General features: G+C 49.6%; 10 protein-coding genes. 4 read left to right on the forward strand and 6 right to left on the reverse strand.

Going from position 1 to position 14,892, the window contains the following annotated elements; all coding sequences use genetic code 11:
- Nucleotides 1–39: 39 nt before the first annotated feature.
- Nucleotides 40–3,252 carry an efflux RND transporter permease subunit gene (locus ACTHSN_RS08650; RefSeq protein ID WP_440365261.1) on the reverse strand — a complete coding sequence of 1,071 codons (3,213 nt, stop codon included), beginning with the start codon at nt 3,250–3,252 and terminating at the stop codon, nt 40–42.
- Nucleotides 3,253–3,263: 11 nt separating this feature from the next.
- Nucleotides 3,264–4,532: an efflux RND transporter periplasmic adaptor subunit gene (locus ACTHSN_RS08655; protein ID WP_440365262.1), complete on the reverse strand. Its 1,269-nt coding sequence runs from the start codon at nt 4,530–4,532 to the stop codon at nt 3,264–3,266.
- A 226-nt stretch (nt 4,533–4,758) separates the two neighbouring features.
- Here ACTHSN_RS08655 and mtrR point away from each other — a divergent pair, with 226 nt between their 5' ends.
- Nucleotides 4,759–5,394, forward strand: a complete 636-nt coding sequence (gene mtrR, locus ACTHSN_RS08660) for a multidrug efflux system transcriptional repressor MtrR (protein ID WP_049343935.1) — start codon at nt 4,759–4,761, stop codon at nt 5,392–5,394.
- Nucleotides 5,395–5,459: 65 nt separating this feature from the next.
- Here mtrR and ettA read toward each other — a convergent pair whose 3' ends face one another.
- Nucleotides 5,460–7,136, reverse strand: a complete 1,677-nt coding sequence (ettA, locus tag ACTHSN_RS08665; RefSeq protein ID WP_003747462.1) for an energy-dependent translational throttle protein EttA — start codon at nt 7,134–7,136, stop codon at nt 5,460–5,462.
- Nucleotides 7,137–7,475: 339 nt separating this feature from the next.
- Here ettA and ACTHSN_RS08670 point away from each other — a divergent pair, with 339 nt between their 5' ends.
- The 3 genes from ACTHSN_RS08670 to pgmB all read left to right on the forward strand — a co-directional run bounded on the left by ACTHSN_RS08670 (nt 7,476) and on the right by pgmB (nt 11,838).
- The gene (locus ACTHSN_RS08670) at nt 7,476–8,828 is read left to right on the forward strand and encodes an SLC45 family MFS transporter (RefSeq protein ID WP_070588154.1); all 1,353 of its coding nucleotides are present in this window, start codon (nt 7,476–7,478) and stop codon (nt 8,826–8,828) included.
- A 73-nt stretch (nt 8,829–8,901) separates the two neighbouring features.
- Nucleotides 8,902–11,160, forward strand: coding sequence for a glycoside hydrolase family 65 protein (locus tag ACTHSN_RS08675; protein WP_107811062.1), 2,259 nt, complete (start codon nt 8,902–8,904; stop codon nt 11,158–11,160).
- 12 nt (nt 11,161–11,172) lie between these two features.
- A complete protein-coding gene (pgmB, locus tag ACTHSN_RS08680; RefSeq protein WP_440365263.1) occupies nt 11,173–11,838 on the forward strand; it encodes a beta-phosphoglucomutase in 666 nt (221 codons plus the stop codon).
- 90 nt (nt 11,839–11,928) lie between these two features.
- On the opposite strand, the gene ACTHSN_RS08685 is transcribed toward pgmB, so the two are convergent.
- From ACTHSN_RS08685 to ACTHSN_RS08695, 3 genes are all read right to left on the reverse strand, one after another.
- Entirely contained in the window at nt 11,929–12,465 is a 537-nt protein-coding gene (locus tag ACTHSN_RS08685; protein WP_440365264.1) for a YniB family protein, read from the reverse strand.
- 210 nt (nt 12,466–12,675) lie between these two features.
- Nucleotides 12,676–13,485: a glutamate racemase gene (murI, locus tag ACTHSN_RS08690; protein WP_049331752.1), complete on the reverse strand. Its 810-nt coding sequence runs from the start codon at nt 13,483–13,485 to the stop codon at nt 12,676–12,678.
- 61 nt (nt 13,486–13,546) lie between these two features.
- Complete coding sequence (locus ACTHSN_RS08695) at nt 13,547–14,776, reverse strand: multidrug effflux MFS transporter (RefSeq protein ID WP_440365265.1); 1,230 nt, start codon at nt 14,774–14,776, stop codon at nt 13,547–13,549.
- Nucleotides 14,777–14,892 lie beyond the last annotated feature (116 nt).

Genomic DNA, 14,892 nt, shown 5'->3' on the forward strand with positions numbered 1-14,892 from the left:
TTTTGAGGCCGTCTGAAAATTTTTCAGACGGCCTTTGCTTTAGTGCTTGTCTGAATCTTGTTTACCGTCTTCAATCATGCCGGCTTCAGCGGCGTGTTTGGCGGCCATCTCATGCTCGTGTGCGGTTTCTTTAAAGAATTTGCGCACAACCACATAGAACAAAGGCACAAGGAACACAGACAGAATCGTACCGATCAACATACCCCAGACCACGGTCGTACCAATCGCACGTTGGCTGGCGGAGCTGGCACCGCTGGCAACATAAAGCGGTACCACGCCCAAGATGAAGGCAAACGAAGTCATGATAATCGGACGGAAACGCAAGTGTGCGGCGGCAAGCGCAGCTTCAAGCGCGCTCTTGCCTTGCGCTTGCAGGTCTTTGGCAAACTCAATAATCAAAACCGCGTTTTTCGCACTCAAACCCATCACCGTAACGAAACCGACTTGGAAGTAGATATCGTTGGCGTATGCCGGAATACTGCCCAGCAGTGCCTCAAACATGTTACGGCCGGTCACGCCCAATGCCGCGCCAATCAAGCCCAACGGAATCACAAGGATAACCGCCAACGGGATAGACCAGCTTTCGTACAAAGCAGCCAATACTAAGAATACAGCGGCAGCGGCCAATGCGTACAACACGACAGTTTGTGAGCTGCCTTTAGCCTCTTCACGAGACTGACCGCCCCATTCCAGACTGTAACCGCCGCCCATTTCATCAACCATTTGCTGCACCGCAGCCATGGCTTGACCGGAAGATACGCCATTAACAGGAGAGCCGGAAAGCTCCATTGCCGGATAACCATTGAAGCGGACGCTTTGTTCCATACCGTTTTCCCAAGAAACAGTAGCAATGGTAGAAAGCGGTACGGCAACGCCGGATTTGTTCGGTACAGTCAGGTTCAGAATATCGGCAGGCTGCATACGGGCACTCGCATCAGCTTGTACCATCACGCGTTGCAGACGGCCTTGATTCGGGAAGTCGTTTACATAAGACGAACCCAAAGAAGAAGCCAAAGCAGTACGGATGTCAGAGAACGAAATACCTTGTGCGGCTGCTGCGGCACGGTTGATGTCGATTTTCAACTGCGGCGCATCTTCCAAACCGCTCGCACGAACGGTACTTGGGTTAAACAAACCGCTTTTGCGCATTTTGTCAATCAACTCATTGCGCTTGGCCAATAATGCGGCATGGCCGCTGTTGTTACGGTCTTGCAGGTAAATCGTCAAGCCGGAGCCTGTACCCAATTCCATAATGGCAGGAGGCACAATCGCCAAACCGAAACCGTCTTTCAGCGTAGCCATCATCATGCCGGTCAACTTACCGGAAATAGAAGTCGCATCGCTGCCCGGAGCAGTACGTTCGCTCCAGTCTTTCAGAATGACAAAGCCCAAAGCCATGTTTTGGCCGGAACCGCTAAAACTAAAGCCGGAAACGGTAACAATGTTCTCGATCTCAGGTACAGATTTCGCCAGTTGAGTGATTTGAGCCAAAGTTGCATCGGTACGCTCTTTGGTCGCGCCGGCAGGCAGCTGTACGCTCAACATCAAGTTACCTTGGTCTTCAGTCGGTAAGAAGGAAGTCGGCAGACGCATAAACAGGAATACGCCCACAACAGTCAAACCGATATAGACAACCATCATGCGCAAAGTCTTGCGCAAGACTTTGGCTACCCAGCCTTCGTAGCCGTGTGTCCAGTTGTCGAATTTCTTGTTAAACCAACCGAAGAAACCTTTTTTCTCTTCGTGATGACCCTTCTGAATCGGTTTGAGCATGGTGGCACACAATGCCGGAGTCAGCGTCAAGGCAAGAAATGCGGAGAAGCCGATCGATGCCACCATAGTCAAGGCAAACTGTTTGTAAATGTTACCGGTTGCACCGCTAAACATCGCCAGCGGCACAAATACGGACATCAACACGGCAGTAATACCGATCACCGCGCCGGAAATCTGACCCATCGCTTTTTTGGTTGCAGCCTTAGGCGACAGACCTTCGCTCGCCATAATACGCTCAACGTTTTCAACGACCACAATCGCATCATCGACCACAATACCAATTACCAATACCATCGCAAACATGGTCAATACGTTAATCGACATACCCATATATGAGATAAAGGCAAAACCGCCCAACAGGGAAATCGGCACGACAATAGTCGGAATCAGCGTATAGCGGATATTTTGCAGGAAGAGATACATCACCAAGAATACCAATACGATGGCTTCCAAAAGTGTATGGATCACTTTCTCAATCGAAATTTCCACAAATTTGGAAGTATCGTAAGGAATTTTCCAGCTCATGCCGTCTGGAAAATACTTCTGCAAAACCGCCATTTTTTCTTTCACGGCAGTCGCCGTTGCCAAAGCGTTACCGCTGTTAGACAACATCACTGCCATACCGGTGGTGTTCACACCGTTCAAGCGGGTGGAAGAAGAATAATCCTGCATACCCAAGCTGACTTTGGCAACGTCTTTCAGATAGACATTAGAACCATCGGTATTGGATACCAAAATGATGTTGCCAAACTCTTCAGCAGTGCTCAGCTGACCTTGCGCCGTCACAGTTGCTGAAATAGTCTGACCTGCAGCCGCCGGCAAAGAACCGATAGAGCCTGCAGAAATTTGGATATTTTGTGTCGCAAGCGCATTGGTTACCGTTGCAAAAGACAGGTTGTAGTTTTGCAGTTTTTTCGGGTCAACCCAAATACGCATGGCGCGTTGCGCACCAAACAATTGTACCTGCCCTACCCCGTCAATACGCTGCAGTTCAGGAATGATATTGCGCTGGGCGTAATCGTTCATTTCCTCAATGGATTGCTTTTCAGAAGAAAGCATGACCACTTGCAAGAAGTTGGAACGCGCTTTAGATACGGTTACACCATATTGCTGTACGGTAGACGGCAATGTGGACAACACTTCCGACAATTTGTTCTGCACGTCTACCTGCGCCAAATCTTCATTGGTTTCCGGTGTAAACGTCAGACTGACGCTGCCGCTGCCACTGGAATTGGCAGAAGTCGTCATATAGTCCAAACCTTCCACACCGTACATATTACGTTCGATAACGGCCAGTACGCTGTCTTCCATTACCTGAGCCGAAGCGCCCGGATAAGTAGCGCGCAAAGTAATAGTCGGTGCAGCAACGGACGGATATTGGGAAATCGGCAGTTTTTGAATGCCGAAAATACCCGCTGCGATGATAAAAATCGCAATAACCCATGCAAAGATGGGGCGGTCAATAAAAAACTTAGACATTCACGCGTTCCTTATTTGGCTTCAGATGCAGCTTTAGCTTCAGGCTTGGCCTCGGATGCAGCTTGGCCGTCTGAAACTGCCGGTGTTGCTGCCGCAGCGCTTGCAGGCGGCGTCCATTCTTTCGGCGTTACCTGTTTAGCACCCGACATAGCGGCAATGCTGATGCCTTCAACAATCACTTTGTCGCCGTCTTTAAGGCCGTCTGTAATAACCCAATTGCTACCTTGCTGTTGGGCAATGGTCACGACACGCGCTTCCATTTCGCTCTTGTCATTCACTACCATCACAGTATCTTGCGAACCGCGGGTAACTGCTTGTTGCGGCACTACAAATGCATTATCTACTGCCACTTGCTCCATCAACACGCGCACATACAAGCCCGGCATCAAGATATTTCTGTCGTTAGGAATGGCGGCGCGCAAGGTAATTTGACCGGTTGTTTCGTTGACAGTCGGATCTGCAAACAGCAGACGGCCTTTTTCAGGGTAAACGGTACCGTCGTCAAATTTGATATCCACTGCAATCGCGCCGTTTGCCGCCAACAATTTGCCTTCGGCAACCTGTTGACGCAGTTTCATGACCTCACTCGCAGACTGGGTAACGTTGACATACATCGGATTGGTTTGTTGGATCGTAGCTAAAACAGTAGTATCACCGGAATTCAACAGCGTACCTTCAGAAACTTTAGATTGACCGATAAAGCCGGAAATCGGCGCAGTAATGCGGGAGCGGTTCAGGCTGATACCGGCAGATTTGATGGCTGCTTGTGCAGATTTGACGCTTGCCTCGGCTGAGCGCTTGGCGGTTACGGCTGCATCATATTCCTGTTGGCTGATGGCATCGGCGGCAACCAGCGGTTTGTAGCGGGCCAAGTCGGCATTCGCTTTGGCCAAAGTCGCTTGCGCACTCGCCAACTGGGCGCGTGCGCTTTCTAAGTTTGCTTCATAAGTCGAGCTGTCGATTTGGTATAAAGGCTGACCGGCTTGCACATAGCTGCCCTCTTGGAATAGGCGTTTTTGCAAAATACCGCCGACTTGGGCGCGAACTTCAGCAGTACGCAATGATTCCAGACGGCCCGGCAACTCGGTTGTCAATGCAACGGTTTCCGGATGCACGGTAACCACGCGGACTTCAGGGGCAGGTTGATTTTGCTGTTGCTGACTGCCTTGCGCCTGTTGGCCGGCTGCCTTCTCATCGCCTTTGCCGCAAGCAGAAAGCGCCAATGCAGTAGCCGCCGCAATCGATACGACACGCATCATTTTAGAAGCATAAAGAGCCATAATTTTCCTATCTCTATGATAAATAAGGGTTTGACTAATTAAAAATTGATTACTTTAATCTCATATTTCGCAAACAGAAATTGCCTGCTTTTATGAAAAACAGGCTGATTATATAGTGTTGAGAAACACTATCAAGTATTGAATTAAATTATACATACATTCTTGCATTTTCAGAAGTAATTTTTTATAATCCGAACCATAAATTTACATTCCCCACAAAACAACTATGAGAAGAACCAAAACCGAAGCCTTAAAAACCAAAGAATATCTCATGCTTGCCGCATTGGATACGTTTTATCAGAAAGGCATTGCCCGCAACTCGCTTAACGAAATTGCCCAAGCCGCAGGCGTAACGCGCGGCGCGCTGTATTGGCATTTCAAAAACAAAGAAGATTTGTTTGACGCCTTGTTCCAACGGATTTGCGACGACATCGAAAGCTGCATAAAAGAAGACTCGAACAACAATAACGAACAGGCTTGGTCAAGCTTCCGACTAACTCTGACCCGTTTCTTCGAGCGCCTGCAACACAACGATCTTCACTATAAATTCCACAGCATTTTGTTTTTAAAATGCGAACACACCGAGCAAAACGAGGCGGTTATTGCCATCGCTAAAAAACACCAATCACTATGGCGTGAAAAAATCGTTGCCGTCCTGACTGATGCGGTACAACAAAAAGCGTTGGCGGATAATTTGGATATCGATATGGCAGTCATCTTCATCAAGTCTTCATTAGACGGCTTGATTTGGCGCTGGCTTTCTTCAGGTCAAGGCTTCGATTTGGCACAAACTGCCCCACGCATGATTGAAATCATCATTGATACATTGGAAAACCATCCGCAATTAAGAAAACAATCATAAACATCAAAAATAAAAGGCCGTCTGAAACATTAAAAGTTTCAGACGGCCTTTTGGTTTAAACCTGCTTAACGTGTTACCGGTTTGTAACGGATACGTTTCGGTTTTGCGCCCTCTTCGCCCAAACGGCGTTTCTTATCGGCTTCGTATTCCTGATAGTTGCCGTCGAAGAACACCCATTTCGAATCGCCTTCGCAAGCCAAGATATGCGTGGCGATGCGGTCGAGGAACCAGCGGTCGTGCGAAATCACCATCACACTGCCGGCAAATTCGAGCAATGCGTCTTCCAGCGCGCGCAAGGTTTCTACATCAAGGTCGTTGGACGGTTCGTCCAGCAGCAACACATTGCCGCCGCTCAACAAGGTTTTTGCCAAGTGCAGACGGCCGCGTTCGCCGCCAGACAATTGACCGGCGATTTTGCTTTGGTCGCTGCCTTTGAAGTTAAAGCGTCCCAAATATTGGCGGGCGGGAATTTCAAACTGACCGACCTGCAAAATGTCGCGGCCTTCGGCAATGTTGTCGAACACGGTTTTATCGTTTTGCAAACCTTCGCGGCTTTGGTCAATCAGGCTCATTTTCACGGTTTGGCCGATTTTCACTTCGCCGGAATCAGGCTGCTCTTTGCCCGAAATCATTTTGAACAGCGTCGATTTACCCGCGCCGTTCGGACCGATGATGCCAACAATCGCGCCCGCAGGCACTTTGAAGCTCAAATCGTCAATCAGCACTTTATCGCCAAACGATTTAGAAACATTCACAAACTCAATCACTTCGTTACCCAAACGCTCGGCAACAGGGATAAAGATTTCCTGCGTTTCATTGCGTTTTTGGTATTCATAGTTGCTCATTTCTTCAAAACGAGCCAAACGCGCTTTAGACTTGGCTTGGCGGCCTTTGGCATTTTGGCGCACCCATTCCAATTCCTGCTTCATCGCTTTCACGCGCGCAGCTTCAGACTTCGCCTCGTTTTCCAAGCGTTTTTCTTTCTGCTCCAGCCAAGACGAGTAATTGCCTTTCCACGGAATACCGTGTCCGCGGTCAAGTTCCAAAATCCATTCGGCGGCATTATCCAAGAAGTAGCGGTCGTGTGTTACCGCGACGACTGTACCAGGGAAGCGTACCAAGAATTGCTCCAACCATTCGACCGATTCCGCGTCCAAGTGGTTGGTCGGCTCGTCAAGCAAAAGCATATCGGGCTTGCTCAACAAGAGTTTGCACAAAGCCACACGGCGTTTTTCACCGCCGGACAAATTGCCGATTTTGGCATCCCAATCAGGCAGGCGCAGCGCGTCGGCAGCGATTTCCAATTCGTGCTCCGCACCGCCGCCGGTAGATGAACCAGCCGCAATAATCGCTTCCAAGCGACCTTGTTCTTCCGCCAATGCGTCAAAATCCGCATCAGGATTGGCGTACTCGGCATATACTTCTTCCAAACGTTTCTGCGCCGCGGCCACTTCGCCCAAACCGCTTTCCACTTCCTCGCGTACGGTTTTCTCAGGATCAAGCTCGGGCTCTTGCGGCAAATAGCCGATTTTAATGCCGCCCATCGGCACGGCTTCGCCCTCAAATTCTTTATCCACGCCCGCCATAATCCGCAATACAGTAGATTTACCCGCACCGTTTAAACCGAGCAAACCGATTTTTGCACCAGGAAAGAATGAAAGGGAAATGTCTTTAATAATGGTTTTTTGCGGCGGCACAACCTTGCTCACGCGCAGCATAGAATAGACGTATTGTTGGGACATAGTTTTCTCGTTTTCATCAAACAAATTTCAGACGGCCCATTTTAACCTATTGCCCAAATACTTGCTTGTTCAAATGCCGTCTGAAAATAGAAATAAGCATCAAAATATACACCGCACCGAACCGATACCCTCATTGCCCGACGGTATCAATGCCAAACCGCAAAAAATTTGATTTAAGCCAGTTTATCCTTGAACTGGCATTGCCAATATCCGGCGCTCTTCATAAAATGCACCTATATCCTTGAAAGTACGCACACAAACAATAACGACAGAGAACACCACACCAAGGAACCTTTCAGATTTCTCAATAAAAATACTTTTTAAAAAAGGATTTACCTCATGTCGGAAAATACGCAAAAAACAGCAAAACAAGGTTTGCCGTCACTGGCAAAAAGTACGATTTGGATGCTGAGCTTCGGCTATCTCGGCGTTCAGACGGCCTTTACCCTGCAAAGCTCACAAATGAGCCGAATTTTTCAAACTTTAGGCGCCGACCCGCACAATTTGGGCTGGTTTTTCATTCTGCCCCCATTGGCCGGTATGTTGGTTCAGCCAATTGTGGGCTACTACTCAGACCGCACTTGGATGCCGCGCCTGGGTGGCCGCCGTCTGCCCTATCTGCTTTATGGCACACTGATTGCGGTTATCGTCATGATTCTGATGCCGAACTCAGGCAGCTTCGGTTTTGGCTACGCTTCTTTGGCGGCTTTGTCGTTTGGCGCGTTGATGATTGCGCTGTTGGACGTATCCTCCAATATGGCAATGCAGCCGTTTAAGATGATGGTCGGCGATATGGTCAACGAGGAGCAGAAAAGCTACGCCTACGGGATTCAGAGCTTCTTGGCGAATACGGGTGCGGTTGTGGCGGCGATTCTGCCGTTTGTGTTCGCGTATATTGGTTTGGCGAATACTGCCGAGAAAGGCGTCGTGCCGCAGACCGTGGTTGTGGCATTCTATGTGGGCGCAGCCTTACTGATTATTACCAGTGCGTTCACCATCTTCAAAGTCAAAGAGTATGATCCGGAAACCTACGCCCGCTACCACGGTATCGACGTGGCTGCGAATCAGGAAAAAGCCAACTGGTTTGAACTCTTAAAAACCGCACCTAAAGCGTTTTGGACAGTCACTTTAGTGCAATTCTTCTGCTGGTTTGCCTTCCAATATATGTGGACTTACTCGGCAGGCGCGATTGCAGAAAACGTTTGGCAGACAACCGATGCCTCCTCCGTAGGCTACCAAGAAGCAGGCAACTGGTACGGCGTTTTGGCGGCGGTACAATCCATTGCTGCCGTTATCTGCTCGTTTATTCTGGCAAAAGTACCGAATAAATACCATAAAGCCGGTTATTTCGGTTGCTTGGCTTTGGGTGCACTTGGTTTCTTCTCCGTTTTCTTCATCAGCAATCAATACGCGCTAGTGTTGTCTTATACCTTAATCGGTATTGCGTGGGCCGGTATCATTACCTATCCTTTGACGATTGTGACCAATGCCCTCTCAGGCAAACACATGGGTACTTATTTAGGCCTGTTTAACGGCTCTATCTGTATGCCTCAAATCGTCGCTTCGCTGCTGAGCTTTATCCTCTTCCCTATGCTGGGCAGCCATCAGGCAACCATGTTCTTGGTTGCAGGCGCAGTCTTGCTGCTGGGAGCCTTCTCAGTATGTCTGATTAAAGAGACCCACGGCGAATAATCCATCCATACCATCGGCAAAGGCCGTCTGAAACCTTTGCCGAACTTACAATTTTAATAACAGGAGCTTTACGATGTACACAAGAATCATGGAAATCAGCCCTTGGACGCTGCGTTCGGCAAAACTGGAAAAAGAACACAAACGGCTGCAAGAGAGCCTGACCAGCTTGGGCAACGGCTATATGGGTATGCGCGGCAACTTTGAAGAAACCTACTCCTCCGACAGCCACTTGGGTACCTACATCGCCGGCGTGTGGTTCCCCGACAAAACCCGCGTCGGCTGGTGGAAAAACGGTTACCCAAAATATTTCGGCAAAGCCATCAACGCGCTCAATTTCAGCAAAGTCAAAATCTTTGTTGATGGACAAGAGGTGGACTTGGCGAAAAACGACGTTGCCGGCTTCTCCGTCGAACTCGATATGCAGCACGGCGTATTGCGCCGCTCGTTCACCGTATTCGGCGTGCGTTTCAATGTGTGCAAATTCCTGTCCGTCGCGCAAAAAGAGCTGGCGCTCATCCGCTGGGAAGCCGTATCCGTTGACGGCAAAACCCACCAAGTCCGCATCGATTCCATCATCGATGCCGACGTGAAAAACGAAGACTCCAACTACGAAGAAAAATTCTGGCAGGTATTAGACAAAGGCGTTTCAGACGACCACTCCTACATTGCCACCCAAACCGTTGCCAATCCCTTCGGCGTGGAACAATTCATCGTCAACGCCGAGCAAATCTTCGCCGGCAGCTTCAAAGCCCTCGGCGGCAGCCAAACCGACTGGCAGGTCTCCAATTCTTTCGAAGCCGAAGTCGGCGGTACGCCCGAAACCTTTGAAAAACGTGTGATTATTACCACCAGCCGCGATTATCAGGGCTTGGAAGCAGTGAAAGCCGCCGGCCACGCCTTGTCGGAAAAAATCGCAGGCGTTGCGTTTGAAACCTTGCTGGACGCGCACAAAGCAGGCTGGCTGCACCGTTGGGAAATCGCCGACGTGGTCATTGAAGGCAGCGACGAAGCGCAGCAAGGCATCCGTTTCAACCTGTTCCAACTGTTCTCCACCTACTACGGCGAAGACGCGCGCCTGAACATCGGTCCGAAAGGCTTTACCGGCGAAAAATACGGCGGCGCGACCTATTGGGACACCGAAGCCTACGCCGTGCCGCTCTACCTCGCACTAGCGGAACCCGAAGTTACCCGCAACCTGCTGCAATACCGCCGTAACCAACTGCCGCATGCGCAGCACAACGCGCGCGAACAGGGCTTGGCGGGCGCGCTCTATCCGATGGTAACGTTTACGGGCATCGAGTGCCACAACGAATGGGAAATCACCTTCGAGGAAATCCACCGCAACGGCGCAATTCCTTACGCCATCTACAACTACACCAACTACACCGGCGATGAAAGCTATCTTGCCAAAGAAGGCTTGGAAGTCTTGGTCGAAGTGTCCCGCTTCTGGGCGGACCGCGTCCACTTCTCCAAACGCAACGGCAAATACATGATTCACGGCGTAACCGGCCCGAACGAATACGAAAACAACATCAACAACAACTGGTACACCAATACCCTCGCCGCATGGGTATTGGATTACACCCGTGAAGCCCTGGCGAAATACCCGCGTCCGGATTTGAACGTGAGCGCCGCCGAGTTGGAAAAATGGGCGGACATCAGCGCGAATATGTACCGTCCGCATGACGGAGAACTCGGCGTATTCGTGCAGCACGACGGCTTCCTCGACAAAGACATCCGCCCCGTGTCCGCGCTTTCACCCGACGATTTGCCGCTCAACCAGAAATGGTCGTGGGACAAAATCCTGCGTTCGCCCTTCATCAAACAGGCGGACGTCTTGCAAGGCATCTACTTCTTCGGCGACCGTTTCAACATGGACGAAAAACGCCGCAACTTCGACTTCTACGAACCGATGACCGTGCATGAAAGCTCGTTGTCGCCTTGTATCCACGCTATTCTCGCCGCCGAACTGGGCAAAGAAGAAAAAGCCGTGGAAATGTACCAGCGCACCGCCCGTCTGGACTTGGACAACTACAACAACGACACCGAGGATGGCCTGCACATCACCTCCATGACCGGCTCGTGGCTCGCCATCGTCCAAGGTTTCGCCCAAATGAAAACTTGGGGCGGCAAACTCAGCTTCGCACCGTTCCTGCCGAATGCGTGGACAGGCTACGCCTTCCACATCAACTACCGAGGCCGTCTGATTAAAGTCGCCGTCGGCAAAGAAAACGTCGTCTTCACCCTGCTCAAAGGCGAGCCGCTCGATTTGCAGGTGTACGGCAAAGACATCACGCTCAACGGCAGCCACACTGTCGCGTTAGAAAAATAAGGAGGGAGCAAAATGACTTTCACCGCAGTGCTCTTTGACCTCGACGGCGTCATCACCGACACCGCCGAATACCACTACCGCGCATGGAAAAAGCTCGCCGAAGAACTGGGCATCAGTATCGACCGCAAGTTTAACGAGCAGCTCAAAGGCGTGTCGCGCGACGATTCGCTCAAACGCATCCTCGCGCACGGCGGCAAAACCGTCAGCGAAGCCGAGTTCGCCGAACTGACCCGCCGTAAAAACGACAACTACGTCGAGATGATTCAGGCAGTCAAACCCGAAGACGTGTATCCCGGCATTTTGCCCCTGCTGGAAGCATTGAAAGTAAACGGCAAAAAAATCGCCCTCGCGTCCGCCAGTAAAAACGGCCCGTTCCTGCTCGAACGCATGGGGCTGACCCACTTCTTCGACGCCATAGCCGACCCTGCCGCTGTCGCGCATTCCAAACCCGCTCCCGACATCTTCCTCGCCGCAGCCGAGGGCGTGGGCGTAGACATCCGCCAATGCATCGGCATCGAAGACGCCGCCGCCGGCGTCGCTGCCATCAAAGCCGCCAGCGCCTTACCCATCGGCGTGGGCAAAGCCGAAGACTTGGGCAGCGACATCGCGCTGGTCTCCGGCACCGCCGAGCTGACCTACGCCTACCTGCAAAACGTGTGGGAACAGTCAGGCAGATAAAATCTAAGGAAGTAAAAAGGCCGTCTGAAAACCTGAATCAGGTTTTCAGACGGCCTTCATATATTACAGCTACCTTCACTCATTCCAATACTAAGACCCAAATCCTAATAGTTTAATTATAATTGCACCAATTATTGCAACTAATAATGGTGCAATATATAAATCATGAATTTTACTAGACAAAGAAATAGAGACATTATTTTCTACCTGCTTTCTATTTATATTACTTCCTTTAATAGATTCTTTAATAATTTGATCTTCAATTTGTTTATCAATAATTTTCAATCTATTTCTTAAATTAAAAGCAGATCTAATGACTGCCCATGCAATAAAAAATAAAATATATATAATAAAAAACTGAATAGACTGTTTTTCTAAAAAATCAAATGGATTGACTATAGGAGAGTGTTTCCAAAAAAATTCTAAAAATGTAGTATGCTCATAGGCAAATATTGTTATTCTCTTGAAAATTTCTGAAAGGGCAGATCCAAACCTAGTTCCATCATCTAACTTAAAATAAAACATTTTTAAAATAGATATAATGGTAGAAATAGCAGACAAAAGAGAAACTAAAGCACCACACATAAATTTTATAATTACCTTACGTTTAGCATCATTATAATTCATTAAAACCTCCAAAATCCCTTACATTTAGCCTCTAAAAAACAGAGTTCCCTGAATCCTCCACAATACTACCACCTCTTAAAACTTCAAAAACCTTAACAACCTACTTTTTTAGTTGAACTAGTTCTTTCAACATATAATACTTCATTACAGATTTAGTTAACGTTATCCTTCTTATTTTTTTACCTTTCAGACGGCCTTTAATATTTCCAATCAACCCAACGTTACCATCTCAATCTGCTCCATACTTCTACCCAAGAAGCGTTCGCCGATGGTTCGGAAGCGCAAGGGAATATCGCTGACGTAGAAGCGGTAATCCGGGTTGTCGTTTTCTGTATTCAGCAAACCTGCTTGCGCCAAGGCTTTGGCGGTGGCTTCGGCGGTGGTGATGGCGGAATCGACCAAGGTGACGTTTTGTGCTTCGCGGCCGATAAGCGGTTTGAGCAGTGGGAAGTGGGTACAACCCAACACCAACGTGTCGATGTCGTCGGCCAAGAGTGGCTTCAGGTATTCACGTACGGTCAGACGGGTGACTTCGTGATCGAGCCAGCCCTCTTCCACCAATGGCACAAGCAGGGGCGCGGCTTGTGTGCGCACCAGCGTGTCGTTGTTTTTGGAATGGATGGCGCGCGCGTAGGCATTACTGTTGACGGTGGTGTTGGTCGCGATAATGCCGATTCGGTTGTTTTTGGTGGTTTGCAAAGCGGCTTCCGCACCGGCGGAAATCACGTCTAATACGGGCATATTGCCTGCTTTTTGGCGGATTTTTTGTCCGGCAACGGCGGCGATGGTATTGCACGCGATAACCAGTGCTTTGACATCGTTTTCCAGCAGGAAATCGACAATCTGCATGGCGAAGGTTTCGATGGTGGCGCGGGATTTGGTGCCATAGGGAACGCGTGCGGTATCGCCGAAATAGATGATGTTTTCCATCGGCAGGCGTTCCATCAGGGCGCGGACGTTGGTCAAGCCGCCGACGCCGGAATCGAATACGCCGATGGGGCGTTGTTTGCTGGTACTCATGGTTAATTTCTTCAATATAGGGTTGAGGCCGTCTGAAACCGTTTTTCAGACGGCCTGAAGGTTAAACATATTCTTTTTTATCGTTTTCCATCCAAGCCTGATGCGAGCAAATCCACAACAGCACGATACCGCACACAGTCGAGCTCAACATCATACCGGCCATCACCAAGGCGGAACCATTGTGCAGCCAAGTCGTTGCCATGCCGACCGATGCGCCGATAAGGGATTGGAACACGCCTAAAACGGCATTTGCGCTGCCTCCCTCTGCGCTGAAATAGCTCATAAAACAGGCCTGAGTGTTTGCACCGACCAAGCCTTGCGTACCGACTGAAAACATCACACATGGCACTAAAGCCCACAAAGGCGGCAGAGACAGCGACAACACCAAAACCACCATCAACAGATTGGCGGAAAATTGGACGATAATGCCCCATTTGAGGATGTTTTGCGGATGCGTACCGGTTTTCAAACGCCATGCGGTAACGCGGTTAAACGACATCATGGTAATGATATTGAGCGCAAATATCCAAGCATATTGGTTTGGGGAAACATGATACAGATGTTGGTACACGAACGATGATTCGGTCAAAAAAGCAAACATCGAACCAAAACTGAAAGCTTGGAAAAACAAATAGCCCATTGCGGCGCGCGTTCTCAAAACGCGTTTAAACCTGCCGGCCACCACGCCGAACACGTCCATACTAATTTTGCCTTTCTGGTGCGGCTTGGGCAGAAAATACCACATCAAACCCCAAAGCAACAGCGAATAACAGGCCAGAAAACCGAAAATCATGCGCCAGCCGCCTAAATTCTGCAAGCCTGCACCAATCATCGGTGCCATCAGCGGCACAATCATCAGAATGATGCCGATTAAGGCAAACATCTGCGCGGCTTTGCGTCCGGAATAATAATCGCGCACCATCGCACCGGAAATCACCACGGTCATCCCCGCGCCAAACGCCTGCAAGGCACGCAAGTTCAACAGCTGCTCGACATTATTCACCATCGTCAAACCGATAACGGCGGCAAAGTAAATGCTCAAGCCCACCAAGGCGACAGGTTTGCGGCCTTTAATATCCGAAATCGAACCGCCGACCACCTGACCAAACGCCACGCCAAACATAAAAAAGCTCAGGCTTTGCTCGATGCGGTGGATGTCCGAACCCAGCGACTTTGCCATTTCGGGAATCGCAGGCAGATAGGCATCGACAGAAAACGGCATCAGCGCGACCAAAATCGCCATCAGCACGGCCATGGTTTTTTCGCCCAAAGGGGCTTGTTGTGCAGTCATTCCGACTTTCGCTTTCGTAAAAAATATTCAAAAAACAAAGAAAACAACCGCCTTGTCAGACGGTTGCGGATTGGATGGAATTATAGCAGATTTCAACCTTGTCCAATCACTGCAAA

It is taken from the genome of Neisseria sp. P0009.S010, from assembly GCF_051958545.1.
Classification (GTDB): Bacteria; Pseudomonadota; Gammaproteobacteria; order Burkholderiales; family Neisseriaceae; genus Neisseria; species Neisseria subflava_A.

Coding starts and splice junctions, on each gene's coding strand:
- ACTHSN_RS08650 (WP_440365261.1), bottom strand. CDS start 3,252: ATGTCTAAGTTTTTTATTGACCGCCCCATCTTTGCATGGGTTATTGCG.
- ACTHSN_RS08655 (WP_440365262.1), bottom strand. CDS start 4,532: ATGGCTCTTTATGCTTCTAAAATGATGCGTGTCGTATCGATTGCGGCG.
- mtrR (WP_049343935.1), top strand. CDS start 4,759: ATGAGAAGAACCAAAACCGAAGCCTTAAAAACCAAAGAATATCTCATG.
- ettA (WP_003747462.1), bottom strand. CDS start 7,136: ATGTCCCAACAATACGTCTATTCTATGCTGCGCGTGAGCAAGGTTGTG.
- ACTHSN_RS08670 (WP_070588154.1), top strand. CDS start 7,476: ATGTCGGAAAATACGCAAAAAACAGCAAAACAAGGTTTGCCGTCACTG.
- ACTHSN_RS08675 (WP_107811062.1), top strand. CDS start 8,902: ATGTACACAAGAATCATGGAAATCAGCCCTTGGACGCTGCGTTCGGCA.
- pgmB (WP_440365263.1), top strand. CDS start 11,173: ATGACTTTCACCGCAGTGCTCTTTGACCTCGACGGCGTCATCACCGAC.
- ACTHSN_RS08685 (WP_440365264.1), bottom strand. CDS start 12,465: ATGAATTATAATGATGCTAAACGTAAGGTAATTATAAAATTTATGTGT.
- murI (WP_049331752.1), bottom strand. CDS start 13,485: ATGAGTACCAGCAAACAACGCCCCATCGGCGTATTCGATTCCGGCGTC.
- ACTHSN_RS08695 (WP_440365265.1), bottom strand. CDS start 14,776: ATGACTGCACAACAAGCCCCTTTGGGCGAAAAAACCATGGCCGTGCTG.